Source organism: Pseudoalteromonas sp. JB197 (genome assembly GCF_002332205.1).
Lineage (GTDB): Bacteria > Pseudomonadota > Gammaproteobacteria > Enterobacterales > Alteromonadaceae > Pseudoalteromonas > Pseudoalteromonas nigrifaciens.
This window is the reverse complement of record NZ_NRGZ01000002.1, coordinates 227,565-253,751: the sequence shown is the minus strand read 5'-3', so window position 1 is coordinate 253,751 and position 26,187 is coordinate 227,565. Positions and strand designations below refer to the sequence as shown.

Here is a 26,187-nt window from a genome sequence, read left to right as displayed (position 1 = left end):
GTACTAGTTCAGGAAGTGTCTTAATTTGTAAGAGTGTAGAGTTTTTCATATATTTTCGCTTAGTATCAATAGTTAAAATGTGAACTGAGTCAGAATTTAACCAAAATTGTAGTCCATCAACCAACAGCCAATTTCCCAGCCCCATGCCACATTTTACTTGGCATGGGGTTTGTTAACTCCCACGTTATATTCATTGGCTGGCTGCCGTTATGGCTTTGGTATTTAACCTCGCCGTAGTTTACAAATCCCATAGTTCTGCCGTTTTCGTCTTTGCCTTGTTCTCGCACAAATAACAGGATGGTTTTGCCAGTTTTTTGGTGCTGAATATAACTAAGGCCACGGCCGTGTTCAGGGCGAGCGCTGTTTTGCGTTTGCCAATGGAATAGGGTGGGGCTGATTGCGTAATCGTGATACAGCGTGGTGGGTGAGTAGGTTTTTTCACACTTATTAAGCGTTACAAATAATAGCTCTAGATTTTGGTTTTTAAACTCTAAAACGCCTTCGCGGGCTGTCGATTTTTTATCAAACGAGTGCGCTCCAAATGCAGAAAGTATTTGCTGGCGCGTGTAGCGGCTGTGCAATTTTATGGCGTGATTAGGTAAACACGCTAAATCGCTTTCTTGTTGGTGAATGCGGTTTATTAATAGCGTAATTACTTGAGCAAGTTCGTGCTGTAGCTCTTTGTGTTTAAGTGCTTGTAAGCTTTGTTCAAGCGTTTTAAATCCCAAGCTTTTACCAGTGCCATCCCAAAAATTGTAATGCACCATAAGCGCGTACTGTTGGTTTTGCGCTGTTGGCATAAAGCTAAAGTTGTTATTACATAAATCACGTAAAAAGCATAAATAACTGATTGAGTCGCAGCCGAGTAATTGGGTGTTTATAGCGCGGTAATACGCGGCGTAAATATCGGCTTGTTCTACTGGTATTTCATCGCCTTTTAGCCAATGCCAGCCGCCGAGTTTTTTATCTTTTGGTTTGTATACATCTTCAAGTGTAACTTGTGGGTTTATGCGTAAAAAGTTAGTTAGCGTAAGCGCGTCATTAGTATGTTGCGAATAGCTATTTATAAGCTGCTGTAAACGGCGTTTAGAGTTTATAGCTTGCTGAATATTTTTTAATATTGTTTGTTGTGTGCGCTTTTGTAGCTCTATACGGCAACCCAACGGCAAATGTGGGAAGTTGTTTTCAATTTCGGTTTTTATTGGTTGATTACTTTTACCAATAAGGGCGCGGAATTTACTGGCAAAGTCGTATTCTGGGCGGGCGTTGCCTACAAAGTCGAGTACGGTACAGCACTGCTTTTGGCTGTTATCAGGTAAACGCAGGCCACGGCCGAGTTGCTGTAAAAACAGCGTTAGGCTTTCGGTCGGGCGTAAAAATAGTAAAGTATCAACCTCTGGAATATCGACACCTTCGTTAAAAATATCAACTACACAGAGTATTTGTATTTCGCCTTGGCGCAGTGCTTGTTGCTTAGCCGCGCGCTCATTGGTGTTTTTGCTGGTGAGTACATCGGCGTTTATGCCTGCTAAGTTAAATTTAGAGGCCATAAATTCAGCGTGTTTTTGGCTTACGCAAAACGCGAGTGCTTTAATAGCGTGAACATTGGTTACGATATCGGCAAGGCTGGATATAATTTTGTTAGCGCGGTTGTTTTCACCTGTATAAAGGTTACTTAGCTCGCTTATATCGTAACGGCCGCCTCGCCATGTTATTTGGCTTAGGTCGGTGTCGTCATCTAGTCCAAAGTATTGAAATGGGCATAAATGGCGCTGGTTTATTGCCTCTGGTAAGCGAATTTCGGCGGCTATTACGCCACAAAAATCATCGAGTATATTTGCACCATCTTGTCGCTCTGGTGTTGCGGTTAAGCCAAGTAATATTGTGGGCGTAAAGTGGTTTAATATAGCGCGATAACTGGCAGCGCTTACGTGATGTACTTCGTCTATTACTATGTAGTTGTAATAATCGTGAGTTAAATTTAGCGATTCAATTTGGCTGTTCAGCGTTTGGATTGATGCAAATAATTGGTTGTAGCGTTGTGGTTTGTAGTTACCTACCCACAGCTCACCAAAGTCGTTATTTTTAAGCACACCACGGTAAGCGCTTTGCGCTTGTTTTAGTATTTCTTCGCGGTGGGCTACAAACAAAAAGTGTGCGTTTGGGTTTTTGTCGTAAACGGTTTTAAAGTCGAACGCCGATATTATAGTTTTACCTGTGCCGGTTGCGGCAACCACTAAGTTTTTAAAACGCTTATGTACGCTGCGCTCAGCACTTAGCTTTTCTAAAATAGCGAGCTGATGCGTTTTTGGTGTTATATCAAAATAAAATAGGCTGCTTGATTGCCCAACACCGCGTTGCTCGTTAAGTGAATTAATGAGCTTTTCTTTACACTCAACAGCGCCTGTAAATAGCTCGAAGTCTTTTGATTCCCAGTAGGTTTCAAAGGTACTTTTGGTTTTGGCTATTATGTGTGGGATTTCTTGTGCGGTAATTTTTAAGTTCCATTCAAGGCCGCTGGTAAGCGCCGAATGCGATAAGTTAGACGAGCCAATATACCCTGTATGAAAACCCGTATTGCGCATAAATAAGTAGGATTTAGCATGTAGGCGTTCTTGCTGATTGTTATAACTTAGCTTTACTTCGGTATTTGGTAGGTTTGCTAAAAACTCAACGGCTTTAGCATCCGTTGCGCCCATGTACGAAGTAGTAATAACTTTGAGTTTATTGCCGCTTTTGGTAAACGCTTCCAGCTCATTTTTAAATATGCGCAGCCCTGTCCATTTTATAAATGAGACCAACCAATAAATAGTGTCGGACGATTTTATCTCGCGCTTTAGCTCGGTTTCGAGCGATATACCTGCATTAGCACCGCTAAATAATTCGCTTTGTGTAAGGCCTGTGAGTGGGAATATATCGCTTGAGTAATCTTTAAGGTTGGCCGCAATAGGGTTTTGGGTATTAAATAGCGCGGTAAGTATTCGGCCTTGGCTGTCGATAAGATTTTCGTTGATTAGTTCGTCATCACGAATGTGATCTTTAAGCCAAAGTACAAGGTTGTTGGCAAGGTCAATTTGTTCTTCTAAGCGCTTTTTTGAATTAGGGATTGCATCAATCGCATGTTCAACAAGCTTACCTAAAAAGCGTGAAAGCCATGTTGCGGCTTCGGCCGTTTCAAGCTGGCGCTCACCTACATAAAATTGATCACGATTTAAGTTTTGCTTAATTACTTGCGTAATTAACTGCTCGTAAATACCAATTTGCTGCATTAAAACCACTCCCTGTTTGCGAACATTCAGTTTACTAAAAAATGCAATGTAAACAAGCATTAACTCATTGTTGAACTAAAGGCAGCTGCTAAGACAACTCCCCGTGATCACACCTGAAATTGAATTAATGATGAGTAATTTACAGCATGGATGCTGTTAAAAAGCGTAGCTAGGCCACGGATGGCCTATCTACGCTGGTTACGTTCATATCATTAATTACAATTGAGGAAACAGTGTGATCCTCGGGGCGCTGTGAGATTCCAAAGAGAGGCCGGCGTTTGCCTTTCTTTGGTTGCCGTCGCCAACGCGACATATAACTCAAATTTGCAATTTAAAAGCCCAAGTGCGAGGTAAACTCCCGCCAATTTGAAGGCTGACGCTGAGATATTTCCCCGTGATCACACCCGAAATTGAATTAATGATGAGTAATAGCTGCGCATGGCGGAATTTTGTTCCCGACAAATTCCAAGTACCTAAATCCCTTTAGGCAATGCGCGATAGCCGTGACTTTGCTATGGACGGCGAATACACGGCGTTTACGTTCATATTATTAATTACAATTGAGGATATAGTGTGCTCCTCGGGGTGCTGTGAGATTCCAAAGAGAGGCCGGCGTTTGCCTTTCTTTGGTTGCCGTCGCCAATACGATATTTGTAAATTAATTTAAAAGCTTCGCTTTTCGCGCGAGCAAGCTGTGCGCCTACAGGTGTTTAGGTGAGCTTTGTTTGTTGATTGGGGTAATGAGCTAGTTACTAAAGAGCTAGTTACTAAAGAGAAAGCGCGATGTAAAATCGCACCTACAAATGCTAAAGCTTAATAGGCGTACTTATCTCACAATCTTTGCATACTAAAGAGTAATTTTCTTTACGTTTGCTTGTTTTAGTATTGGTGCTTGAGCACTCAGGGCATGGTGATTTCATTGGTGTATTTGCACTGCAATTACCGCATTTTACAAAGTAGCCATAGCGCCCAAAAAGAGGCAGCAAATTGGTCGCGCTATTACATTGCTTACAAGCTAATGTTATCTCTTTGATTAGATCACTTTTAGGTTTTACTTGTTCAGTAATGGTTTGCTTAGTCGCTATTAAAGCCTCATCGTAAAAAGATTCTGATTCGCTTATCTTTGCAGATACATATGAAGGCTCTTGTAAGTTAAGTGATATGTTTTTCTCTAAAATAAATTGGCAAATTTTGCCCAGGCTTTCTTCGTTAAACCATGGTCTAACGTTAGTGGATAAAAAATGTAAAGCATTAGATGCCGATGCGGGTAGTTTCATCATTTGTAGTAGTTTATCAGCTATGAATTCTGATTTAACTAACCGCTCTTGCGTTGCTTTTGGGGTGTGATCCCTGTTGATAATTGCATTGCTCGATATTGCACAAACACTTTGCCATTCTCGGCCACCAAAGCCTTGTTGTAGCTTACCAAATATTTTTGGCAGTAATAATGGGGCATTGGCTCGTAATAGGCTTTTTAGTACTGCTAGTTGTAGCTCAACTTGCTTTATCGGTGAGGGCATACCTTGCCAGTTACCACGGTAACTTCGGCTCCATTCTTGATGTTCATTAATCGTTACTTCCCCTGTAATACTTTTAGATTCGATGAGAATAAAGCCGTAGGTATATACAATTAGATGGTCTATTTGAGCTGTTTCGTCGTTGTGTTTAAATTTGAGGTCGTTAAATACAAAAACTTGAGGGTGATCTTTAAATGCACGGCGTAAATAAAATGCCACGTCGAGCTCTTGTTTTTGGCCTGCTTGTATTTTTGCAGAGTTACTGATGGTGAGTATTTTATCTTTTAAAATCATGAGGCGTCCATTCAATCATGCATGTGGATAGGATATCACTGATGTACCTAATAGCAATACGATTAAGGCTTTAATGTTGATTAGGAAGCTTTAAAGTCATCGACAACGCGACATATAACTAATACTTGCAATTAAAAGCCTAAACGCGAGGTAAACTCTTGCCTACAATTTAAAAGCTAGGCTTTTCGCGTCAGCAAATTAAGTGTTGATAGCTACCTTACCCAATCTATTATTAAATGTCGTATGTTTGCGTTGTTAAGGTGTCGTATATTTGCTATATTTAATACAAGTAACGAGGGTATTTATTATGACAATAGCAAGTAAAGTAACAACAAGAATAAACCGCTCAAAGCGTTATGTTTTTGATCGTGCTGATTTTGCAGATATTGCTGGTTACGACCAAGTTGGCCGGGTATTAAAAAAGCTGGTTGATAATGGTCATTTATTGCGTATTGGTTATGGGCTTTACACTAAAGCGAGAGAAAATCGCATTACGGGTAAGTTAATGCCGGCATCTCCTGCGGGAGCTGATGGTGTTATATTAGAAGCGATTGAAAAGCTAGGTGTTGACTACAAATTTGATGAGTTTTCACAACGTAGTATCAATGGTGAAAGCTTGCAAATTCCAGCGTCTCTGAAAATAATTACAAATAATCGCTTTAAACGCAAAATTGTCGTAAATAATAGTGCTATTAATGCTAATTGATAGTGACCTGTTTTTAGATGTTGCCGATGCTCTTGGTATGGGTAACCCTGCTATTGTTGAAAAAGATTATTATGTTGTTGCATTACTAAAACTACTTTCTGAATTGTCTTTTGATACGCACTTATTGGTTTTTTCTGGTGGTACCGCATTAACAAAGTCGGGCATTAAAACTCATCGAATGTCTGAAGACATTGATATTAAAATCATACCTACAGATGTGTTTGCTAATATTTCAAAAACACAAAAAAGAAAGGCTAGGAAAGAGTTACATCTTCAATTACTTAATGCCATTAGTCTGCACAACTCTTTTTCGGTAGAAAACCGCCCTACTATTTATGATGAATATCGTTATCAACAAATTGATATACGTTATCCTCAAGCACATTCAAAAGTTCCATGCCTAAGGCCGTTTATTAAGTTAGAGCTGATAGAGACCTTGCTTTATGATCAAGTAGTGAGTAGAGATATATGTTCTTTAATGAATGAGGTCACTCAAAAGCCTCCTGAAGTTGCGCTAATGGGGTTTTCGAGTATTAAGAGTACACAAGCGGAAAAGCTAGTCTCTATGTTGAGGCGAACAGCAAGTTTTGCGCGCGATAATATAAGAGATGATGATCCTGCATTAATACGCCATATTTATGATACGTATTATATTCAACAAGCTGGGCTTGCGAGTGCTTCTGACGTAATGTCTTTGGTAAGTAAAGTTATTGCGGAAGACTTAACGCGTTACTCAAACCAACACGCTGAATTTATGAAAAGTCCGATTGCTGAACTGAAGTTTGGCTTAAGCTTACTACAAACCAATACATTATATGAAGAACGCTTTAACAAATATGTAGTACCTATGGTTTATGGGAATAATAGCCTTAATTGGCAGCAAGCATTTGATGTATTTAAGTTATATTGCAATCAAGTGTTAAATAACATAAAGCTTTAACTGCTGTCGGCAACGCGACATATAACTCAAATTTGCAATTTAAAAGCCCAAGCGCGAGGTAAACTCACACCTAAAATTCAAAAGCTGCGCTTTTTGCGTCAGCAAGCTCAACGCCTACGGTAATCTATACTTTACTTAAGGGTCTAAAACTAATTCAAATGAGTCATAAGTAAACTTTAGGTTACTTATGGTTTCCTGCCTGATTAATTACAACTAAAAGTAAACTTAATTTGACTTTTAATAGCTGTATTCTAATATAAAGCATATAAGTAAACTGTAGTTGACCTTTAATGAGTAACCCCCCTGTAAAAAAAACACTTGGAAGAGTGGTTAAACACACTGAAATGCCTGATTTATCTAAGTCATTTTCGTCAGTGTTACTCGCTGAAGCGATCACTTCAAAGCGAACAGGCATGAAGCTTACGCTAGTTGATGTATCGCAAGCACTAAACATTTCGAAGCCTACGCTGATAAAAATAGAAAAAGGTGATGTTAATGTGCAGTTTTTTAATGTGCTTAAAGTGATGGAGTACTTGGGATTGTCGTTTAGCCTTGTTAGTGATGACGCGTCGCACCACAATAATAAAGAGGTGAACGATGAGCAGTGGTATTAAACAAAATAGGTTAGACGTGTTTATTGGTCATACGCAGAAGATAGGTGCGATAACTCTTGATATAGGCTCTGAAAATGAAATGTTAATTGATAGTGACCTGTTTTTAGATGTTGCCGTAAAAATCAGTAATGAGGCAATTAGCTATACTATTCGCCTCATTGTGTGAGGCGAATAATAATTGTATGTGTGGTACTAAATTGCAAACTGAAAGGTTTGCGTTAGCAATGGCTGTATATTGGCATTTCCCCTACGCTTTGGATCGATGCTAACAAATCCCCAAAATTCTAAAAAGCGATTGATGAATCGAGATTCAATCAGTCTGCCTAATAGCTCACTCGGACTTGAGTATTGAGACGCTGGAGCGTGACTAAGTAACGCTGGGAATGCGGTAATGACTTCGTCAATTAGTTGCTCGACCGAGGCATGTTTTTGTAGTCGCCACAGCATAAATAGCCAAAATGCGCGCAGATCCACGCTATCGGTAAAGCTGTCGAAGTAACGCCAATTGTATTGCATGATGGCGGCTTCGAGCATAGGGAGGTAAAAAGCATTAATCCCCTGGGTTTGATACAGCTTTTGCACCGATTTTTTAATATGAAAATGGCCACTTTTATAGTAAATAATACCGGCAACATCAGCCAAAGTACGCGTGTAGTGTAGGGCGTTAAACTTATCTTCGTTACTGCCTGCAAATTCACTAATACTGATATGGATGGGGTATTTAGAAACAGCAAAGTTAGGTAGTAGCTCAGAGGCTTGTTTGACTAATTTAGCAGGTAAATTGCCTTTAGCCGTTGCTTTAATTGAGCCGCCTTGTTGCATGGCTTCAGTAAAAATTAATGCTAAATAGCTCATCACTGGGCTACTTGATAAATCTGCTGGAGTATTAAAAGTAACTTTTGTTAATTCGTTGAACGGGGCATAGAGCCAATTAGATATTTGCGTTGGGCAAAGCCCGCAAAAATCACTATCGGCTTGGTTGTTTCGCGCAGCTATTGTTTGTTCTGCGACAAGGTTTAGCTCATCTAAACTTAACTCTGGATTCATGGCTAAAGTTTGCGTTATGTCATCAAATATTTGTGCATGCTGTTTAGTAGATACAGTGTTCATACAACAATGTTTGTGCTTTTTGCCACTGCCACATGGGCAGGGATCATTTCGTCCTAGTTTCATTTATTAGCTCGTTCTGCGCAATATGGGTTTAGTGTTACATCATTATATTTGTTAGTAAATAAAAGCTACGAGCAGAGGGCTAACTGGAAACTGACCGTGGATTGTTTTTTCTCTAAAGCGCAGCGCTTCATACCCTTTTTGTGAATAGGCTTTTAATATAAAATGCGCGGCATAAAGCCTCGCCTACAACAATTTGCACAAAGAGAATAAAATGAGGAGTAAATGAGTAGACAGAAAACACATCGTTTTTGGCGTTGTTATTTCTCTAAAAGCACAGCGCTTCATACCCTTTTTGTGAATAGGTTTTTAATATAAAATGCGCGGCATAAAGCCTCGCCTACAACAATTTGCACAAAGAGCAGACAATGAGGGTAAATGAGTAGACATAAAATATATCGTTCTTGGCATTGTTATTCCTCTAAAAGCGCAGCGCCTCACCTCCTCTTTGTGAATAAATGGGCTTAAATACTTGTGCACAAAGAGCAGGCAATGAGGGTGAATGAGTAGCGCTAGGGTTGATAGCGCCCACAGCTAGCAAATTTATTAATATTGGCGGTCGCGATCGTGCGGTTGCTCAAATTGTGTTTTAGGCCCTAGTGGTACTACGCCGGTGGGGTTAATAGTTTTGTGGCTGGCGTAGTAGTGTATTTTGGTGTATTCCAAGTCAATGGTGTCTTTAATACCCGGTACTTGGTACAGCTCAGTGACATAGTTATATAGGTTAGGGTATTCGCTAATTTTTTGCTGATTACACTTAAAGTGGCCATGATACACAGCGTCAAAGCGCACTAAAGTAGTAAATAAGCGCCAATCGGCTTCGGTAATTTGCTCACCAACTAAGTAGCGCTGTTTAGCTAGGCGTTGCTCTAACCAGTCTAGGCTTTCGAATAATGCATGGTAAGCGCTGTTATAAGCACTTTGCGTGGTGGCAAAGCCTGCTTTATATACGCCGTTATTTACCGTGTTGTAAATGCGCTCGTTTACGCTGTCGATTTCTGCTCGCAGTGCTTGCGGGTAGTAGTCGTCGGTGTTGCCGGTTAGCTCGTTAAACGCGGTATTTAAAATACGCATGATGTTTGATGATTCGTTATTAACTATAGTATGGGTTTTTTTATCCCATAAAATAGGAATAGTGGCGCGGCCTTCGTAATTGGCATCGGCTTTTAAATATAATTGGTAGGCGTAATCTAGGTTATAAAGCGGATCGCCGTGCTCACCAAATTCCCAGCCATTTTCGAGCATTTCGGGCTTTACTACGCTAAGTGTAATTACGTTTTCGAGTTGCTTTAATTTACGCATTATCATGGTGCGGTGTGCCCATGGGCAAGCTAGCGACACATATAAATGGTAACGTCCCGCTTCGGGTTTAAATTGGCTATCGGCGGCGTTTGAAATTTGTTGGGTAAAGCGGCTTGCTTGGCGCTCAAACTTACCACCAGATTTTTTAGTGTCGTACCATTGGTCAACCCATTTTCCGTCTACGATTAGTCCCATTATTAACTCCTTAATTTGCTGTAAATGCATAAACACACACCGCATAGCTATGCGGTGTGTGTTTTAAATAACTAATATTACGCTTTGTTTAAGTTACGGTTAATTACGTTATCAAGTGAGAATTTACCGCCACCTTGGATAACTAAAGCAAGTGTGATTGCTAATAGCGCTAGGCCAAATTCGTAACCGTTGTTGCTCATAAATAAGCCGTTATCAATGTGAGTGGTAAATATAGCCACAACCATAGTGATAGCCAGTACAAAGCTAGCAGGTCTTGTTAGTAGGCCAACAATTAAAAATAAGCCACCAAAAAACTCTGCACTACCTGCCATTAAGGCCATTAAAAACCCTGGTGCTAGGCCAATTGATTCCATCCATTGTCCTGTGCCTTCTAAGCCGTAACCACCAAACCATGCAAATAATTTTTGTGCACCGTGAGCGGCAAAAATAATACCAGCAATAACGCGCAGTGGTACTGCAGCCAGTGATTGTTCAGTTTTAGTGATAACGTTAGCAATATTTTTAATAGTCATAATTTTTACCCTTATTGATGTTAAGTAAGTATTTTTAATTGAGTATGTAGCCATTGTAGTTGTTGTTTTGTAATTAAATAATGCCTATTATTTGCTTGATATGTTCAAATAATTTGAACAGTTGTTATTTGGATGAAAAAACCATGAATACACCTCCTATTAGTATTGAAGCGTTACTGGTGCTTGATGCTATTGAGCATCGTGGCAGTTATGCGGCAGCCGCAGAGCAATTAAATAAAGTACCTTCGGCGCTGTCCTACATAGTACAAAAACTAGAAGAGCAATTAAACGTGACTTTGTTTCAGCGTCAGGGGCGTCGTGCTGTGCTAACTCCTGCGGGCAAACATTTACTGACCGAGGGGCGCAAGTTGCTTACGGCGATTAATTCATTGTCGGAGCAAACACAAACAATTGCGAACGGCTGGGAGCCAAAAATTCGTATTGCTTTGGATTCTATTATTGATATAAAACCGATATTTACCAGTATAGAGCAGTTTTTAGCAGAGCATGAAAATATTGAAATAGATGTACAAGAACAGGTAATGAACGGTAGCTGGGAAGTGCTGATTGAAGATAAAGTTGATTTAGTTATTGGCGCGCCGTCGCCAGTGCCGAACCAAAAAGGCATTCGCGCGGTTAAAATAGATGAGTATCAAAGTGTACTTGTGGTAAATAGCACGCACCCGTTAGCAACGCAGCAGCAACCTCTCGATATGAGTAGCCTTGCTCAGTACCGCAGTGTGATAGTACACGACTCTGCAGAGCAAGAAATTCCATGGTCGGCAAATATAATAGAGGGCACCCAGCGCTTTTTTGTTAGCTCTGTTGCGCAAAAAATTGCGGCTATTATTGCCGGTATAGGTATTGGTTATTTACCCAAGCGTTTAATTGAGCAGTATATAGGGTCGGGGCAGTTAGTGGAGGTAAAGCTAACCGAGCAACGACCTTGCCAAGATCTATTTATTGCCTGGAAAATAACTAATAAAGGTAAAGGGTTGCAACGACTTACCTCACTGTTACTACAACCTTAACGTTGCGCTTTTAAAGCTAACAGCCGTGTAAGGCTGTTAGCTAATAGCTGTATTAAATGTAATTTACTACTTAAAAGCCATGGTAAGCTCTTTATTCTTCTAGGCTTTCATCTAGGGTAATTATAATACCAACGGTAATAATACGGTCGCCAACCATTTCACAAATAGTGAGTTTTACGTCATCAAGTTCAATAAAGTCATCTACCTTAGGTAAGCTGTTTAGCGAGGTTTTTAGTACTTGCTCTAGCGTATCGTTTGGTTCAGCAGCAATATGAATATCGTAAGAATAGGCTATGCTGGCTACACTGGTATTGCCTTTAACTCTTAGCTCTTTAGCCGAAAGCTCGGTAATATCTTGATCAATCGTGCTTGAAAAAACACAGTCAACAAACTCGCGGGTATGCGGTTTTAGTACCATAAATAGCTGATCGTCTGCCTGTAATAGTGTAGAGCCGCGCGGGGGAATAATATTATTATTACGGCTGATCATTGCCATTACTGTGCTATCGGGTAGTGCTAATTGCGATAAACGACGGCCAACAGCGCGTGACATTTTGCCTATGGTGTATTCAACAATATCGGCGTCAACATCACCTAAAGCAGTGATCTCTAGCGTGGCTGCGGGAGTCACTGGCGGTGGTAAAGTTAGCTTGAGTTTGCGGGCCATTAAAGCAAGCGTTGAGCCTTGTAGTGTGGCTGAAATTAACACCACAAAAAATACCACGTTAAATATGAGTTCGGCGCCAGGCAGGCCAAACATAAGAGGAAATATTGCTAAAATAATAGGGACTGAGCCGCGCAGGCCAACCCAAGACACTAAGGTGATTTCACGCGCTTTAAAACCAAATAGCGCTAACACCGGAATAACCGCCAAAGGGCGAGCAATAAATATAAGCACTAATGCAATGATCAGTCCCTCAAACCACACATCTAATAACGAGGTTGGGTTTATTAATAAGCCCAACACCACGAACATGGTAATTTGGCCTAACCAAGCTAATCCGTCGTGGAATAAAAACGTACTGCGCTGAAACACAAAGCGGCTATTACCAATAACCACACCGGTAATAAATACTGCTAAAAACCCGCTACCACCAATGTTTGCGGTAATACCAAATGAGAGTAAACCACACGCTGCAACCAATACCGGATACAACCCCGTAGCAACTAATTGAATTTTATTGATTAATTTAACTGATATCCAACCCACGGCTAAGCCGACTAATGCGCCTAAGCCCATTTGTGATACAAACATGAGTAACAGGCCTGTGCCTAGCTCCATGTCGTTTACTAACACTTCGAGTAAGCCTACAGTTAAAAATATTGCCATAGGGTCGTTTGAGGCACTTTCTATTTCGAGGGTGGCTTTTAGTTTGGTGTTTAAATGAATACCGGCATTACGTAGCAGCGAAAATACCGCCGCGGCATCGGTTGAGCCTACAATAGCGCCAAACAATAAGCCTTGTAGTAAAGGAATATCAAGCATGTAAGCGGCAGCAACCCCAGTCACTGCGCTAGTAATAAGTACCCCAAGGGTGGCCAATACGGAGGCGGGTTTCCAGACTTTTTTTATCGCTTTTAAGGGCGTTTGTAAACCGCCATCAAATAATATCATTGCTAATGCGAGCGTACCTAAAGAGTGTGCCGCTGCTGCATTGTCAAAAAATATGCCTCCGGGGCCATCTTCACCAGCGAGCATACCGACCAGTAAAAACATTACCAGTACGGGCAAACCGAGACGAGCTGATAATTTACTGGATACAATACCCAGTAAAATTAATACCGCGGCTAACAATATTATTTGATCAATCAAAAACATATATTATTCTCATTTATGGCTAAGGGCTGGGTTAGGTCGTTATTATAAATTATGCACTAAAGTATGGGATAGTAGTTACTCCGTTGCTAAGTTTGCATTGGTTTTATTTTAATAGATAAAATAATAAGCGATGTTAAACATGGGTTTGTTTACACAAAAATGTTTTTAGCTTTTGATATTGTAGCACTATTCTCATTAAATAGGGAGGGCCAGCGTTATAAATAGCAGGTATTAGTGATCTGCTAAAAACTTGCCAAGCTCGGTGTTAAAGGGCCATTTTTAGATGTCATTTTAGCTCGCGCTTTAGGTTTAATATTTACAGTGAGAGTTTTGGTTCAACTTAGTCGCTTTAGTTTTTAACCTTTTAGATTGCTTTTTAAATTTGCACTTCGCCTTTGGCACTATTACCACTTAGTAAAAGTCATTTACACAATGAGGGGATTATTTATTAATGCATAAGAAATATAATGCTCTACTTATTTTTACTAGCATAGTAATCGTATGCCTAGGTTAAGGCGCGAAAGCAGCACAAGTAAAAAGGATCAGGGAAACTTCCTGATTAACTGAATTATTACAGAGGTTTTTGTCAAGACGTTATCCCTAACTCCACGCCTAACACAGTTAGCCAATGCTGATTTGATCCAACCATTGTCGCATATTAAAAGGGGTATCGAAAAGGAAGCCTTACGAGTAACTACAGATGGTTTGTTGGCACAAAACCCTCATCCTTATAATTTAGGCTCGGCGCTAACTCATCCTCATATCACTACAGATTACTCAGAGTCATTATTGGAGTTTATTACCCCAGCAGTTGAAAGTATTGATGACACACTCGACTTTTTACAACAATTGCACCGTTATACTGCCACTGAACTAACCGCGCAAAATATATGGCCAGCAAGTATGCCGTGTGCGCTTCAAGGTAATGATAGTGTGCCTATTGCTCAATATGGTAGCTCGGTGCAAGGAAAAATGAAGCACACTTATCGTCGTGGGCTAGATATGCGCTACGGGCGTATTATGCAAAGTATTGCGGGTATTCATTTTAATTTTTCATTACCGGATAGCTTTTGGCAGGGGTATCAAACTCTACAGGGTAACCAAGACTCGCTTGCTGATTTTCGTTCTGCTCAGTATTTTGCGCTGATCCGTAACTTTCGTCGCTATGGTTGGTTATTGCTTTATTTATTTGGTGCATCTCCTGCGTTAAGCCGCTCGTTTGTTGATGGCCGCGCGCATCAGTTAGCCAGTTTGGGCAGCGATACGCTTTATATGCCTTATGCAACTTCGTTGCGAATGAGTGGTTTTGGCTATCAAAACGATGCCCAAGCGAGTTTAAATGTAAGTACCAATAACTTAGCTGAATATAGCCGCGATTTAACACAAGCGCTTCACACGCCACATGCACCTTATACGCGTATAGGGGTTGAGGTAAATGGTGAAAAACGTCAGCTAAACGATAATATTTTACAAATTGAAAACGAATACTACAGCGATATTCGCCCTAAACGTGTTACTCACGCGGGTGAAACACCACTGCAGGCTATGAACGATCGCGGGGTTAAATACATAGAAGTACGTAATCTCGATATTAACCCCATGTTGGCGCTAGGTATTGATGACACTCAAATTCGCTTTTTAGATACATTTTTACTGTTTTGCTTATTACAAGATAGCCCAGAAATTGGCGAGCAAGAACAACAGCGCTTGGCACGCAATCATGCCCGTGTGACCGAGCAGGGGCGATGCCCTGATTTACTGCTAGAAACTGCTAATGGTGAGCTTAGTCGCAGTGCTTGGAGCGAACAGCTATTTGCAGAGCTAGATGCTATAGCAGAGTTACTTGATCAAGCTGGTAGCGGCTACAGTGAGGCGATACAACACTACAAGCCATTATTACAACAGCCAGAGCTAACTCCGTCGGGGCTTATGTTGACGCAGCTTGTCGCTAATAATCAGGATCACAGTGATTGGGTAGGGCAGCGCGCCACTGAGCTCACTGCACAATGGAAAAAAATGCCACTGAGCGCAGCACAAAGCGATTACTTTAAACAGCTTGTAAGCTCATCACACGCAGAGCAGCAAAAGTTAGAGGGTAAGGTTTAGCAAAAGAGCAGCTTTTAGGTGTCGGGCTTTAGCTTTTAGATAGATGATACGACCCCGATAAAGTAAACCGCACTAGGGTCGTATCAAGGTCAATACGCCCTATCAAGCTTGGTACTTGGATTTACTTGTAGGTGCGATTTTATATCGCACTTTTTACAATTAAGCCTCAAACTCTGGCCGAAATTAATAAACCACAACAATAAAAGTAAACCCCAAATGAGCCAATACACTTTTTGAAATTTATATTGGCACTTAACTTACCAATGTATAAAACCTTTAACTCTATTCTTTAGTTTGCATATTTTTAGCACGCTGCTCGGCTTCGATCAGGGCTTGAGATTTAGGTTCACGTTTTTTCTCTGCTATTTTAGGTTTTACCGATGAATTTGGATCCCAGCTATCATCTAGCGATAGGTTAGCAAATGGGTTGCTGTTGTCTATTTGCACATTTTGCTCTTTAGGCTCAGCTACTGGTTCTGGCTGTTGGTTTGTATCTGCTTTTATTACAGGCTTTGCTTTACTACCTGGTAGCGGTGCATCGGGATCGAAAGTACGTACTTCGGGCTCTTTAAATTCGTGCTCGGTATTAAATGAAGTTGCTTGCTCTGTGGTGCTGTTTACAGGGGGGTGTATATTCGTTGTTGGTTGCTGCGCAATAATTGGCTCTGGGCTGATATTGGCGGGCTCAATTGTATTTTGAGCTGGCGTTTGATCATTAATTGCTGCTGGCGCTTGTTGAGTAACCTGTTGTTGGCGCTGCTTTTTAGTAGGCAGTGGTGCATCGGGATCGAACATGCGTACTTCTGGCTCGGCAAAGTCGCTGGCATTTTTTATTCGCTCTAAGGTGTTTTTAGCCGCGGCTTCAAACTCTGCGGTATTGGGCTCTGCTTTGGGTTTTTCATTACTAAATGTTGTATTTGTTGTTTTAGCTACGGTTTCTGGCTCGCTAGTACTTGCTTGTGGTTTTGCCAGCGCGGCATCAATTTGTTGCATTGAAACAGATTCTGCCGCAATTTGTGCTGTTGTCGTATTTTGCGTATTTACGGCGCTAGGGTTTGGCTTATCTGCCGATTTAACTACTGGTTTAACTGCCGATTTAGTTACTGGTTTTGTAACTGGCGTGGTAGCAGCTGGGCTCGTTGGCAGTACTGTTGCCACCTCAGAATTACTTTGTTTAGAGCGGCGCATACGTACTAAAACCATTACGCCAATAAGTACTATTAGCAATAATAATAAGCTAGGTAGCAGTAGTGAGGCGGCGCTTTCGGTGTTTGGTTTTGATACTGGCGTAGGTTTTATATTTGCCGGCTTTTGTGCTGCTGCGATGGGCTCTGCGCTTATTTCTGTCGTGTTTGTCTGTGTACTTTTAGCTGCCGGATTTTTTATATCAGTGCTTTTTACATCAGTACTTTTTATATCTGAGCTTTTTATATCTGAGCTTTTTACATTAGCAACGGGTTCATCAGTTGTTACTTGGCTTGTTTGACTAGGGCTTGCTTGTAACTCGGTATTAATACTCGCGGTATTGTCTGTCTCAGAGTGTGTTTTTAAAGGCTCAACAATAGGCGCTTTAACCGGCTCAGTAATAGGCTCGGGCAGTGCCTTCTGCGGCTCTGGATCATTAACAATAGCATGTGGCTTAGGTTTTGGCTGAGTTGGTGTTACTACCGGCTTATTGCAATTTTTATTATAGTCGCGCGCGGCATTGCGGTAGCTGCGGCCCGTTTTGTTATTACTGTGCTGCTGCATTTCTTGTTTTATAAGTATGCACATAGCTTGGTTATAGGCTGCGCTATTAAAGCTATAAAATAGGGCAACACAAAGGGTCAGGCGTGTGAGTATTTTTATCATAAAGTTCAGTAGCGCTTAAGCATCAATAGTTTGATTTTAAGCGCTAATTTAAAATATATCTACTGTGGGCTACTCAATTACCATTAGGCTGCGATATTCGTCGTAGGCAAATTGATCGGTCATGCCGCTTATATAATCTTGAATTAACCGGCAGCGGTAATAAAACTCATAGGCGGTAAAGTGATCAGGCTCTTCTTGCATTGCATCTATGGCGTGCTGATAGCTGTTTAAGTGCTTTTTAGAAAGCTTTCTAACCAGTCGCGATTCTATTAATAAGCGTGAATCGCCATTGAGCGCTCGTTTAAAATCGTCACTGCTTAATAATAGCAGTGGTTTGTAGCAATCGAGCAGACCGTTAATAATACGGTAGCCTTGTAGTTCGAGTTTTTCTACTTCTTTGTTTGAAAATACATATTCAAGCGCCACTTGTTTAAGGGTTATGGTGAGTGCGTGTAAATAGCTGCGATCCTCAAGTAGTGCTTGGTTAAAATCGCCATGATAAATGGGTTCTATGTGTTTAATAAAGCGTTTAGCCGCATGATTAACTAACGGATGCAGCAGCGCTACGCGTAAGTATATAAAAAATTCACTATTAAAATTATAAGGTTGTGCGTTGGCACGCTCAAGTGCGTAGTCTACGGCTTTATTTACAAAGTCTTGATGTTGGCTGTCGTCGATAGTGAGGTTTATAAGTACTTTTGTATAATGACTTTTAAGCTTTTGGCATAATAGCTCGGTGCTTATTATGTCTTTTTCTACGGCGTCTTCTATATCGGCTAGGCAATAGGAAATATCATCGGCGGCTTCCATAATATAACTTGCAGGGTGGCGGCAATACGGCTGAATTTCAAGCGCAGTTTGCAGTGCTTCTACAAAGTTTTTTTCGCTGTAGTAGTAACCGACCTTTTTCATTAAATAGTTTTTGTTTTGTGGTATCTCTTTTTTGTCGAGCCCTGCAGGGCGGGTATATTTTAAAATACCGGCACTTTGGCTGTAGGTTAAATTAAGTAATTGTAATGAGTGAATAATACGTATGCCTTGGGCATTGCCTTCAAAGCTGCAAATGTCGTGTGCTAGACTTTTAAAAACAACCCCAATACCAGAGTTAGGCTGTTTACAGCGCTCGGGGGTTACACTTGCTAAATTATTATTAAACCAATGGTTTATGGCGGCTTCACCAAAGTGACCAAACGGCGGATTGCCTATATCGTGCATTAGGCAGGCCATTTCAACTAGGCTTTCTAACGGCCGCTCTAGCTCGGTGAGTCCGTAGTCTTGCAGCTGCTGATAACTTAGTGATGCAAAAATACGTTGTACTATAAAGCGCCCTACTTGTTGTACTTCTAACGAGTGAGTAAGGCGAGAACGTACCGCGGCGTTACGCTCTAGTGGAAACACTTGGGTTTTTTGTTGTAGGCGACGAATAGCGGCGCTGTTTATAATTCGGCCCCGATCGCTCTCTAGTGCCATTTGTAAGTTAGCGGTAGTGCGATACATACGTGCGGGGGTTATTTTTTTACTAAAATCGATCATCATCTTGTCCTTTTTTAAGTTGATGACAGGCATAGTTTTAGCGCATCGTCATATGTTTTTCATTAATTTGCTTTAATCTATCAGTTTGTATCTTAAATTAATATATTGCTTTAAGATCGAATTACAAAGCAGGTTTTTAGATGTCAGGTAAAGGTTAGCCAAGTGCGGTGATTGTAAGGCGGGAGTTTACCTCGCGCTGTTACTTTGTAGGCGTATAGCTTGCTGGCGCGAAAAGCGTAGCTTTTAATTTTTAGCGCTTTGGTAGAGATGAGCCAAACGCGCTCATTTGCACACATATTTTATAAATAAACATTATGTTAAACAGGGTATTAAAATGAAACAGTGGATTGTAAAGGCAATATCGGTTTGCCTTTTATTAGGGATGAGTAATGCGTTTGCCGCAAAAGAGCAAACGGTAGTACTTATATCAATTGATGGTATGCGCTGGGATTATATAGAAAAACATGGTGCGCCTAATTTAAAAGCAATGGGTGATCGCGGTGTAAGAGCGCAAAAGTTGATTCCGGTTTATCCTACCAAAACGTTTCCTAACCATCTTTCAATTATTACCGGCTTACTCCCTGTTAATCATGGCATTGTTGACAATAGATTTTGTGATAAAGCCCGAAATAATGAATGTTATAGCATGGGCAAAGGCTTTACCGATAGTACTTGGGTTAGCGGTACGCCGTTGTGGAACTTGGCTAAAATGCAGGGACTTAAATCGGCAGTTTATTTTTGGCCTGAATCGGATGCGCGTTTTAACGGCATGACCCCAGACTACTATTTTCATTACTCGCAGCATAGTGACTATCAAGACCGAGTTGATCAAATAGTGCAGTGGTTAAGTTTACCTAAAGCGCAGCGCCCACGTTTAGTTGCAGGTTATTTCTCATTGGTAGATAGCATGGGGCATAAATATGGGCCCGATGCGATTCAAACGCGCGATGCAGTTAAACAACTCGATGAGTTAATGGGGCAGTTACAAGCGCGTTTAAGCAAATTAGATCAAGAAGTAAACTTAGTGATAGTGTCGGATCATGGTATGGCGCAGCTTGATCCAGCTAAAAGTATATTAGTTAGTAGTTTACCTAAAGATGACAACTTTTTAGTAAAAAACACTGGCCCGCGGTTACTTATTTATACAAAACCTGAGGCGGTTAATGCCGATATTGAGGGCTATAAAGCGCGTTTACAACAAGCAGCTAAAGGGCGTTATACGGTATTAACGGCTGAGCAGTTAGCGGGCTATCATTATAATAAAGGCACCCGTGTAGGCGATATTGTAGTGCAAACAACGGCACCAGCAATATTTGCTAGTTCAGAAAAAGCAGGCCCTATAGGCACCCACGGTTATGCTTATACCGATGATATGGCAGCAACCTTTTTAGCTGTTGGCCCTGCGTTTAAAAAGGGTATGAGTATTGAGCAAGTTAATAACTTAGATATTTATCCGGTATTGGCAAAAATAATGGGGCTAAAGCTACTTAGTAAAACCGACGGCGACGGTAAAAGCTTAATGCCCGCTGTGCAGCGAAAAATGATAGTGCATTAATCTGTAGTCTAAAAAATAACAGCTTAGGCTGTAAACTACATAATACCTAAGCGGCTAATTAGCCGCTTTTTTATGCCTGTAAACTGACATGACTATTTTTCACTCAAATTAGACCTCTTGCTAATTGCAAAGTATTTAACTGCCACGTATGTTAAAAATATAACAATAATAAATAGAGAAACTTATGGCAGGGATTGATCAGTTAGTTAGCCGTGTAATGGCAGGGTTGGTGGCCGTTATTATTGGTTTTACCAGCTCAGTAGCACTGATTTACCAGGTAGTTATTGTGCTTGGCGGTACGCCTGAGCTAGTAGCCAGCTGGATTTTAATGCTGGGCTTGGTAATGGGCAGCACCTCTATTATTTTATCGTATTATTATAAAGTGCCAATATTAATAGCGTGGTCGACTACAGGGGCTGCACTGCTAATTTCTACCGCCGATGGCTATAACCTAAATGAGGCCGTAGGGGCATTTATGCTCTGTGCACTATTGGTATTTTTATCGGGAATGACGGGCTGGTTTGAAAAAGTTATGAACCGTATTCCCAGTGAGCTTGCCTGTGCCATGCTTGCGGGCGTATTAGTTACTTTTGGTATTGACGTATTTAACTTTATGAACGAATTACCGTTAATGATTGGCTTAATGGTATTAGTTTACTGCATAGGTAAACGTTACTTTGCACGTTTTACTATGTTAAGTGTACTAATAACCGGCGTATTACTGGCGTGGAATATGGGCCATATTGATACCAGCAACTTGCAATGGCAAGCTAGTAGTTTTGCTTATATAGCCCCAAGTTTTAACTTTCAGGCATTTATTAGTATTAGTATTCCTTTATATATAGTAACCATGACCTCACAAAATTTACCCGGTATTGCAGTACTAAAAGCCCATAATTATAAAGCGCCAATTTCGGCGTCACTTAATGTAACGGGTTTTATTAATTTAGTAACAGCGCCATTTGGCACCTATTCAATTAATTTAGCTGCCATAACAGCCGCCATTTGTATGAGTGAAGATGCAGATAAAAATCCCGATAAACGTTATTGGGCGAGCATAGCCGGTGGCGTTTTTTATATTATTATGGCGCTGTGCGCAGCAACATTAGTAGCCGTAGTGGCCAGCTTACCGCAAGCATTAATTTTAGCTTTAGCGGGCATTGCATTATTTGGCACTATTGCTTCAAGCCTGCAGCAAGCACTGCATAGCTCACAATATAGCGAAGCCGCCATAATTACATTTTTAGTCACTGCGTCAGATTTAACCCTGTGGTCGGTAGGCTCAGCTTGCTGGGGAATTATAGCCGGCGTATTAACGCTATTTATTATCCGTAAGGGTTAAAAGTAGGTTGTAGGGAAGCGATTAGGCGCTAGGTTTTAGGCGTATAAAAATTAAAAAACTCACCACTGGGTGCTACTCCTTTGTGGTGAATTTTCACTTTTACCCGTGCACAAGGCACTAAGCAGACAAAAGGTTTTTTACTAAAGGTGCGATTAAGCTACAGCTACAGCAAACCGATCTTAGTCAGTTAATACCTAAAGCCTGATACCTAAACCTGCTCTTTTACTGCCTTTAAAGCATTGGTTTTAATATATCAAACATAGCGTCTATGTGATCGTCTCGCTCGTTTAGTGCAGCAATGTAACGGTATTTCTCACCGCCGGCATGTTCAAAAATTTCACGGTTTTCGCCCTCTAACTCCTCGAGGGTTTCTAAGCAGTCAGCACTAAACGCGGGGCTAATTATGGCAATATCTTTAATGCCTTGTGCAGGAAAGCTTTCAAGGGTAGCGTCGGTGTAAGGCTTTAACCATTCTGCTTTACCAAAGCGGCTTTGAAAGGTACTTATTACTTGGTCTTTATCAAGGCCAAGCTTTTCGATTACTAAACGTGTGGTTTGTAGGCATAAACAGTGATACGGATCGCCTCGTTCTAAAAATAGTTTAGGCATACCATGGTACGAAAAAACGAGTTTTTGTGGCATACCATTGGCTGCTAAATCTTCGCTAATACTGTTAGCTAACGACTCTATGTAACGCGTATTTTTGTGATAGCCGTTTATAAAATGCAGCTCAGGAACCCAGCGCCATTTACGCAGCACGTTTGATACCGCGTCAAAGGTTGAGCCCGTAGTTGGGCTTGAGTATTGTGGGTATAACGGTAATACAATTATGCGCGTAAGGCCTTTATCGCGAAGTTGTTCCAACCCAGCTTCAATTGAAGGATTGCCGTAACGCATAGCCATAACCACTTCGGTATTGGTATAGCCATGCTCTTTTAATAGCGCATTTAATTTTAGGCTTTGCTGGCGAGTAATATGGGTAAGTGGTGAGCCGTTTTCGGTCCATATACTTTCATAAAGCTTGGCAGAGCGTTTTGGGCGAATACGTAAAATAATACCATGGAGAATAATCATCCATACAAAACGTGGTATTTCTACAATACGTGGATCTGATAAAAACTCACGTAAATAAGTACGCAAAGCACTTGCTGTTGGCGCATCAGGGCTGCCTAAGTTGGTGAGTAATATGCCTGTTTTTTGATTGAAACGCCCATCATGGGGATTATCGGTAACGGCAGAAAATCGCGACACGTTATGCTCCTTCAAGCAAAATATTCAGAAATAACTATTAAGGCATAGTGTAACGAAAAAAAGCACTGTTTAGATCAATCATTTAGTTGTTTTAATTATAATTTTAAAAAATCAGCACGATTAGATACTTTGAGGTTATTACTTTTTATATAAAAACTAAAAAACCTGCCATTTTAGTGCACTGTAAACACTAGGTTACAGGCTGTAAAGCTAAGTAACCATAGTTTGGCTGTAAAATGAGCAATCAGTGAGTTGAAGGCCAGTGTAAATAATACGTTAACTTTTTAATATTTAAAATAAAATGCCGAGTTGCTGGTATTTTAATCTATTTAAGGTGTTAATTTTCTATTTTAGAAGTTATTTGCATACATAGACTAATTATTTATGCATTTTAGTATCTTTTTATTTATATATGTTGCTAGGATGTTGGCAGCAAGGTTTGTATGTAACAACCTTTTATAAATTATAAGAACACAAAACAGGGTCGTCACTATGTCAACATATCGTTTAAACACACTCGCTGTTGCCGTTGCTTTTGCTTTTAGCGCGCCAAGCATGGTTAACGCACAAGAAGCACCGGTTAAAGCTGTAAAAAATATTGAGCAAATATCAGTATTAGGGTCACGCGTATCTAATCGTACTTCTACTGAATCTTCATCTCCTATTGATTTAATTGACGCGGACGATCTAAATAAAGGTGGCTTTACCGAACTTGGGCAAAGCTTACAAGCAACCGCACCTTCATTTAACTTTTCGCGTACGCAAGTATCTGACGGCTCTGATTTATTTAGACCTGCCACTTTACGTGGCTTACAGCCAGATCAAACATTAGTATTAATAAATGGTAAGCGCCGTCATAATCAAGCCATTTTTGGTTTAACCAGTACGGTTGGTGGTGGTTCAGCGGGCACCGATATGAATGCGATTCCGCTAGTTGCTTTAAAAGGTGTTGAAGTACTACGCGATGGCGCTGCAGCACAGTATGGCTCTGATGCTATTGCAGGGGTTATTAACTTATCGCTTAACAATTCAACAGGCGTTACTACAGGTTATGTACAATATAGCGAAACCGGCGAAGGCGATGGCGAAACAGTATCGGTTGGCTTAAATCGTGGTTTTGATTTAGGCAGCGAAGGTGGGTTCATTAACCTATCACTTGAGCACCGTGATGCACAAAGCACTAACCGTGCAGAGCGCGATATTGGCGGCTCACTCGATGTAGCACCGGGTACGCTTTCTAAAGATGTACGCTGGAGCCAAGGTAATGCAGAGAGCGAATTTACCTCACTATTTTATAATATGTCACTGCCGGTTGGCGATAATGAGCTTTACTCATTTGGTGGCTATTCTGAACGTACTGCTTTAGGCAATGGTTTTTATCGAAACTTTGATGAAGCTGGCAAAAACGTAACTCAAGTATACGCAGATGGCTTTTTACCGCAGATTTTTAACGAAGCACAAGATATTTCACTTGCGCTTGGGCTTAAAGGCGAAATTAATTCTGATTGGTATTACGATGCATCGGCTGTGTATGGTGAAAACCAATACGACTTTACTTCACGTAACAGCATTAATGCCTCGTATGCGGCAGAGTATGTTGCTAATAACCCAAATGCGAGTGACGCTGATATAGCAGCTAATGCGGGCCCAAGTGGTGGGTATTCAGGTGGTTTCCGTTTTGATCAAACAACGCTTAATATGGATATAAGCGGTATTATAGATATAGGAAATGAACCTTTGTATGTTTCGTTTGGCGCAGAATATCGTAAAGAAAATTACGAAATAGTCCCAGGGGAAGAAGCTTCTTATGCGTGTGGTTTAGCTAATATGGATACCTCGTATCCGTCAGTTAACGATCCTAATCAATTTGCAGAGTGTGGTTTTCAAGCTTATAACGGTTTGCGCCCTGAAGCGTCAAATTCACAAAGCCGCGACAGTTATGCATTTTATGTAGATGCTGAAACCATGATCACCGATGCATGGAACGTAAGTGGTGCACTGCGCTACGAAGATTTCTCGGATGCAGGCGATGATTTAATTGGTAAATTAGCAACGCGTTATGAGTTTAATGATGACTTTGCCGTGCGCGCTGCTGCATCTACAGGCTTTAGAGCACCGTCGTTACAACAAAGTGGCTATACAGCGTTTACCACTAACTTAGGCTCAGACGGCACGTTAAGCCAATCGTTTACAGCAACCACAGGTTCGGCATTTCCTTCTGCTTTAGGGGTTAATAGTTTAGAGCTAGAAACATCTAAAAACTTAAGCGCAGGCTTTGTTTATGATGTAACCAGCGAGCTTTCGTTAACGGTTGATTTTTACCACGTAGAAATTAAAGACCGTATAACGCTAGGTAGTTTATTATCAGCAGATGATGTGGCATTTAGTGCAGAGGCAGTTGCTGCATTACAAGCAACCGGTGCAGTGCAAGCAAACTATTTCTCAAATTCTTTAGATTCAACTACGCAAGGTGTTGATATTATTGCATCTTACCGTACTGAACTGGACGGTGGTAACTTAGGTATTACTTTTGCGGGTAACCTAAACGAAACTAAAATTGATAATGTAAATGCAGCACCCGGTATTCCAAAAAATGTCGCGCTTGATGATATACAAAGCAGCTTTTTAACAGACGGCCAACCAGGTGAGCGTGGTACGTTAACCTTTGATTATGAGCGCGATGCTTATAGTTCAATGATACGCTTTAACTACTTTGGCGAAACCGATGTTAAATACTTTGCTAACGACCATATTTCGTTACCTGGGTTTTTATCACCTACGGGTTCATTTAAGCCTACCAGCACGGTTGAGTCAGCAGTATTGGTTGATTTAAACGTGACTTACCAAATTAACGATACGTTTGCTGTATCGGTTGGTGCTGATAACGTATTTGACGAAACGCCAGATGAATTAGGTGATGATGAAGTACTTAACTTTATCTCTAATGGCGGATTTAAATACCCATTACGTGCCGTACCTTATGGTTTTGATGGCCGTAGCTACTATGCAAAATTAAGCTTTAGCTTTTAATATTTAATAGCAGCTAAACAGTAACAAGCGCAGTTATTTACTGCGCTTTTTTTTGCCTTAATTTTATACAAATGAGGGCTGTGAAATAGGGGGGGAAGGGGGAGTGACATATTTTTTAAATGGCGCTTT

The 26,187-nt window shown here is 40.8% G+C and carries 18 protein-coding genes; 9 read left to right on the top strand and 9 right to left on the bottom strand.

What is annotated here, in order from left to right; genetic code table 11:
* Positions 1–116: 116 nt before the first annotated feature.
* Positions 117–3,269 carry a DEAD/DEAH box helicase gene (locus CIK86_RS16300; protein ID WP_086996904.1) on the bottom strand — a complete coding sequence of 1,051 codons (3,153 nt, stop codon included), beginning with the start codon at positions 3,267–3,269 and terminating at the stop codon, positions 117–119.
* Positions 3,270–4,075: 806 nt separating this feature from the next.
* Positions 4,076–5,080 (bottom strand): nuclease-related domain-containing protein, encoded by a 1,005-nt coding sequence (locus CIK86_RS16295; RefSeq protein ID WP_086996894.1) that lies wholly within the window; start codon positions 5,078–5,080, stop codon positions 4,076–4,078.
* A 307-nt stretch (positions 5,081–5,387) separates the two neighbouring features.
* Here CIK86_RS16295 and CIK86_RS16290 point away from each other — a divergent pair, with 307 nt between their 5' ends.
* The 4 genes from CIK86_RS16290 (at position 5,388) to CIK86_RS16275 (ending at position 7,506) form a co-directional block, all read left to right on the top strand.
* Positions 5,388–5,786, top strand: coding sequence for a DUF6088 family protein (locus tag CIK86_RS16290; RefSeq protein WP_011329741.1), 399 nt, complete (start codon positions 5,388–5,390; stop codon positions 5,784–5,786).
* Positions 5,776–6,726 (top strand): nucleotidyl transferase AbiEii/AbiGii toxin family protein, encoded by a 951-nt coding sequence (locus CIK86_RS16285; RefSeq protein ID WP_179300460.1) that lies wholly within the window; start codon positions 5,776–5,778, stop codon positions 6,724–6,726. Before CIK86_RS16290 ends, CIK86_RS16285 begins: the two co-directional genes overlap by 11 nt.
* A 290-nt stretch (positions 6,727–7,016) precedes the next feature.
* Complete coding sequence (locus CIK86_RS16280) at positions 7,017–7,340, top strand: helix-turn-helix transcriptional regulator (protein WP_086996891.1); 324 nt, start codon at positions 7,017–7,019, stop codon at positions 7,338–7,340.
* On the top strand, positions 7,324–7,506 hold the full coding sequence (locus CIK86_RS16275; protein WP_086996888.1) for a hypothetical protein: 183 nt from the start codon (positions 7,324–7,326) through the stop codon (positions 7,504–7,506). The genes CIK86_RS16280 and CIK86_RS16275 overlap by 17 nt, the downstream gene beginning before the upstream one ends.
* Positions 7,507–7,532: 26 nt before the next feature.
* On the opposite strand, the gene CIK86_RS16270 is transcribed toward CIK86_RS16275, so the two are convergent.
* From CIK86_RS16270 to CIK86_RS16260, 3 genes are all read right to left on the bottom strand, one after another.
* Positions 7,533–8,513 (bottom strand): SEC-C domain-containing protein, encoded by a 981-nt coding sequence (locus CIK86_RS16270; protein ID WP_086996885.1) that lies wholly within the window; start codon positions 8,511–8,513, stop codon positions 7,533–7,535.
* Between the two features lie 543 nt (positions 8,514–9,056).
* Positions 9,057–10,007, bottom strand: a complete 951-nt coding sequence (locus CIK86_RS16265) for a glutathione S-transferase family protein (RefSeq protein WP_086998243.1) — start codon at positions 10,005–10,007, stop codon at positions 9,057–9,059.
* A 77-nt stretch (positions 10,008–10,084) separates the two neighbouring features.
* Entirely contained in the window at positions 10,085–10,540 is a 456-nt protein-coding gene (locus tag CIK86_RS16260; RefSeq protein WP_058374694.1) for a DoxX family protein, read from the bottom strand.
* 143 nt (positions 10,541–10,683) lie between these two features.
* On the opposite strand from CIK86_RS16260, the gene CIK86_RS16255 reads away from it, so the two are divergent.
* The gene (locus CIK86_RS16255; RefSeq protein WP_086998240.1) at positions 10,684–11,571 is read left to right on the top strand and encodes a LysR substrate-binding domain-containing protein; all 888 of its coding nucleotides are present in this window, start codon (positions 10,684–10,686) and stop codon (positions 11,569–11,571) included.
* A 91-nt stretch (positions 11,572–11,662) separates the two neighbouring features.
* On the opposite strand, the gene CIK86_RS16250 is transcribed toward CIK86_RS16255, so the two are convergent.
* Positions 11,663–13,390, bottom strand: a complete 1,728-nt coding sequence (locus CIK86_RS16250; RefSeq protein ID WP_086998237.1) for a potassium/proton antiporter — start codon at positions 13,388–13,390, stop codon at positions 11,663–11,665.
* A 567-nt stretch (positions 13,391–13,957) separates the two neighbouring features.
* On the opposite strand from CIK86_RS16250, the gene gshA reads away from it, so the two are divergent.
* Positions 13,958–15,496, top strand: coding sequence for a glutamate--cysteine ligase (gene gshA, locus CIK86_RS16245; RefSeq protein ID WP_343252018.1), 1,539 nt, complete (start codon positions 13,958–13,960; stop codon positions 15,494–15,496).
* Between the two features lie 282 nt (positions 15,497–15,778).
* Here gshA and CIK86_RS16240 read toward each other — a convergent pair whose 3' ends face one another.
* Together CIK86_RS16240 and dgt are read right to left on the bottom strand one after the other, a co-directional pair.
* Positions 15,779–17,347: a hypothetical protein gene (locus CIK86_RS16240; RefSeq protein ID WP_086998231.1), complete on the bottom strand. Its 1,569-nt coding sequence runs from the start codon at positions 17,345–17,347 to the stop codon at positions 15,779–15,781.
* 69 nt (positions 17,348–17,416) lie between these two features.
* A complete protein-coding gene (gene dgt / locus CIK86_RS16235) occupies positions 17,417–18,883 on the bottom strand; it encodes a dGTPase (protein WP_086998228.1) in 1,467 nt (488 codons plus the stop codon).
* Between the two features lie 331 nt (positions 18,884–19,214).
* On the opposite strand from dgt, the gene CIK86_RS16230 reads away from it, so the two are divergent.
* Positions 19,215–20,435 carry an ectonucleotide pyrophosphatase/phosphodiesterase gene (locus CIK86_RS16230; RefSeq protein ID WP_086998225.1) on the top strand — a complete coding sequence of 407 codons (1,221 nt, stop codon included), beginning with the start codon at positions 19,215–19,217 and terminating at the stop codon, positions 20,433–20,435.
* Between the two features lie 184 nt (positions 20,436–20,619).
* Positions 20,620–21,777, top strand: a complete 1,158-nt coding sequence (locus CIK86_RS16225; protein WP_086998222.1) for a benzoate/H(+) symporter BenE family transporter — start codon at positions 20,620–20,622, stop codon at positions 21,775–21,777.
* 231 nt (positions 21,778–22,008) lie between these two features.
* On the opposite strand, the gene hemH is transcribed toward CIK86_RS16225, so the two are convergent.
* The gene (gene hemH / locus CIK86_RS16220) at positions 22,009–23,028 is read right to left on the bottom strand and encodes a ferrochelatase (protein WP_011329752.1); all 1,020 of its coding nucleotides are present in this window, start codon (positions 23,026–23,028) and stop codon (positions 22,009–22,011) included.
* Between the two features lie 492 nt (positions 23,029–23,520).
* On the opposite strand from hemH, the gene CIK86_RS16215 reads away from it, so the two are divergent.
* Complete coding sequence (locus CIK86_RS16215) at positions 23,521–26,058, top strand: TonB-dependent receptor (RefSeq protein ID WP_086998219.1); 2,538 nt, start codon at positions 23,521–23,523, stop codon at positions 26,056–26,058.
* The last annotated feature ends 129 nt before the right edge of the window (positions 26,059–26,187 follow it).

Bases quoted from the DNA above. Each gene is read 5' to 3' on its own strand.
- CIK86_RS16300 (WP_086996904.1), bottom strand. From the start codon at position 3,269: ATGCAGCAAATTGGTATTTACGAGCAGTTAATTACGCAAGTAATTAAG.
- CIK86_RS16295 (WP_086996894.1), bottom strand. From the start codon at position 5,080: ATGATTTTAAAAGATAAAATACTCACCATCAGTAACTCTGCAAAAATA.
- CIK86_RS16290 (WP_011329741.1), top strand. From the start codon at position 5,388: ATGACAATAGCAAGTAAAGTAACAACAAGAATAAACCGCTCAAAGCGT.
- CIK86_RS16285 (WP_179300460.1), top strand. From the start codon at position 5,776: ATGCTAATTGATAGTGACCTGTTTTTAGATGTTGCCGATGCTCTTGGT.
- CIK86_RS16280 (WP_086996891.1), top strand. From the start codon at position 7,017: ATGAGTAACCCCCCTGTAAAAAAAACACTTGGAAGAGTGGTTAAACAC.
- CIK86_RS16275 (WP_086996888.1), top strand. From the start codon at position 7,324: ATGAGCAGTGGTATTAAACAAAATAGGTTAGACGTGTTTATTGGTCAT.
- CIK86_RS16270 (WP_086996885.1), bottom strand. From the start codon at position 8,513: ATGAAACTAGGACGAAATGATCCCTGCCCATGTGGCAGTGGCAAAAAG.
- CIK86_RS16265 (WP_086998243.1), bottom strand. From the start codon at position 10,007: ATGGGACTAATCGTAGACGGAAAATGGGTTGACCAATGGTACGACACT.
- CIK86_RS16260 (WP_058374694.1), bottom strand. From the start codon at position 10,540: ATGACTATTAAAAATATTGCTAACGTTATCACTAAAACTGAACAATCA.
- CIK86_RS16255 (WP_086998240.1), top strand. From the start codon at position 10,684: ATGAATACACCTCCTATTAGTATTGAAGCGTTACTGGTGCTTGATGCT.
- CIK86_RS16250 (WP_086998237.1), bottom strand. From the start codon at position 13,390: ATGTTTTTGATTGATCAAATAATATTGTTAGCCGCGGTATTAATTTTA.
- CIK86_RS16240 (WP_086998231.1), bottom strand. From the start codon at position 17,347: ATGATAAAAATACTCACACGCCTGACCCTTTGTGTTGCCCTATTTTAT.
- dgt (WP_086998228.1), bottom strand. From the start codon at position 18,883: ATGATGATCGATTTTAGTAAAAAAATAACCCCCGCACGTATGTATCGC.
- CIK86_RS16230 (WP_086998225.1), top strand. From the start codon at position 19,215: ATGAAACAGTGGATTGTAAAGGCAATATCGGTTTGCCTTTTATTAGGG.
- CIK86_RS16225 (WP_086998222.1), top strand. From the start codon at position 20,620: ATGGCAGGGATTGATCAGTTAGTTAGCCGTGTAATGGCAGGGTTGGTG.
- CIK86_RS16215 (WP_086998219.1), top strand. From the start codon at position 23,521: ATGTCAACATATCGTTTAAACACACTCGCTGTTGCCGTTGCTTTTGCT.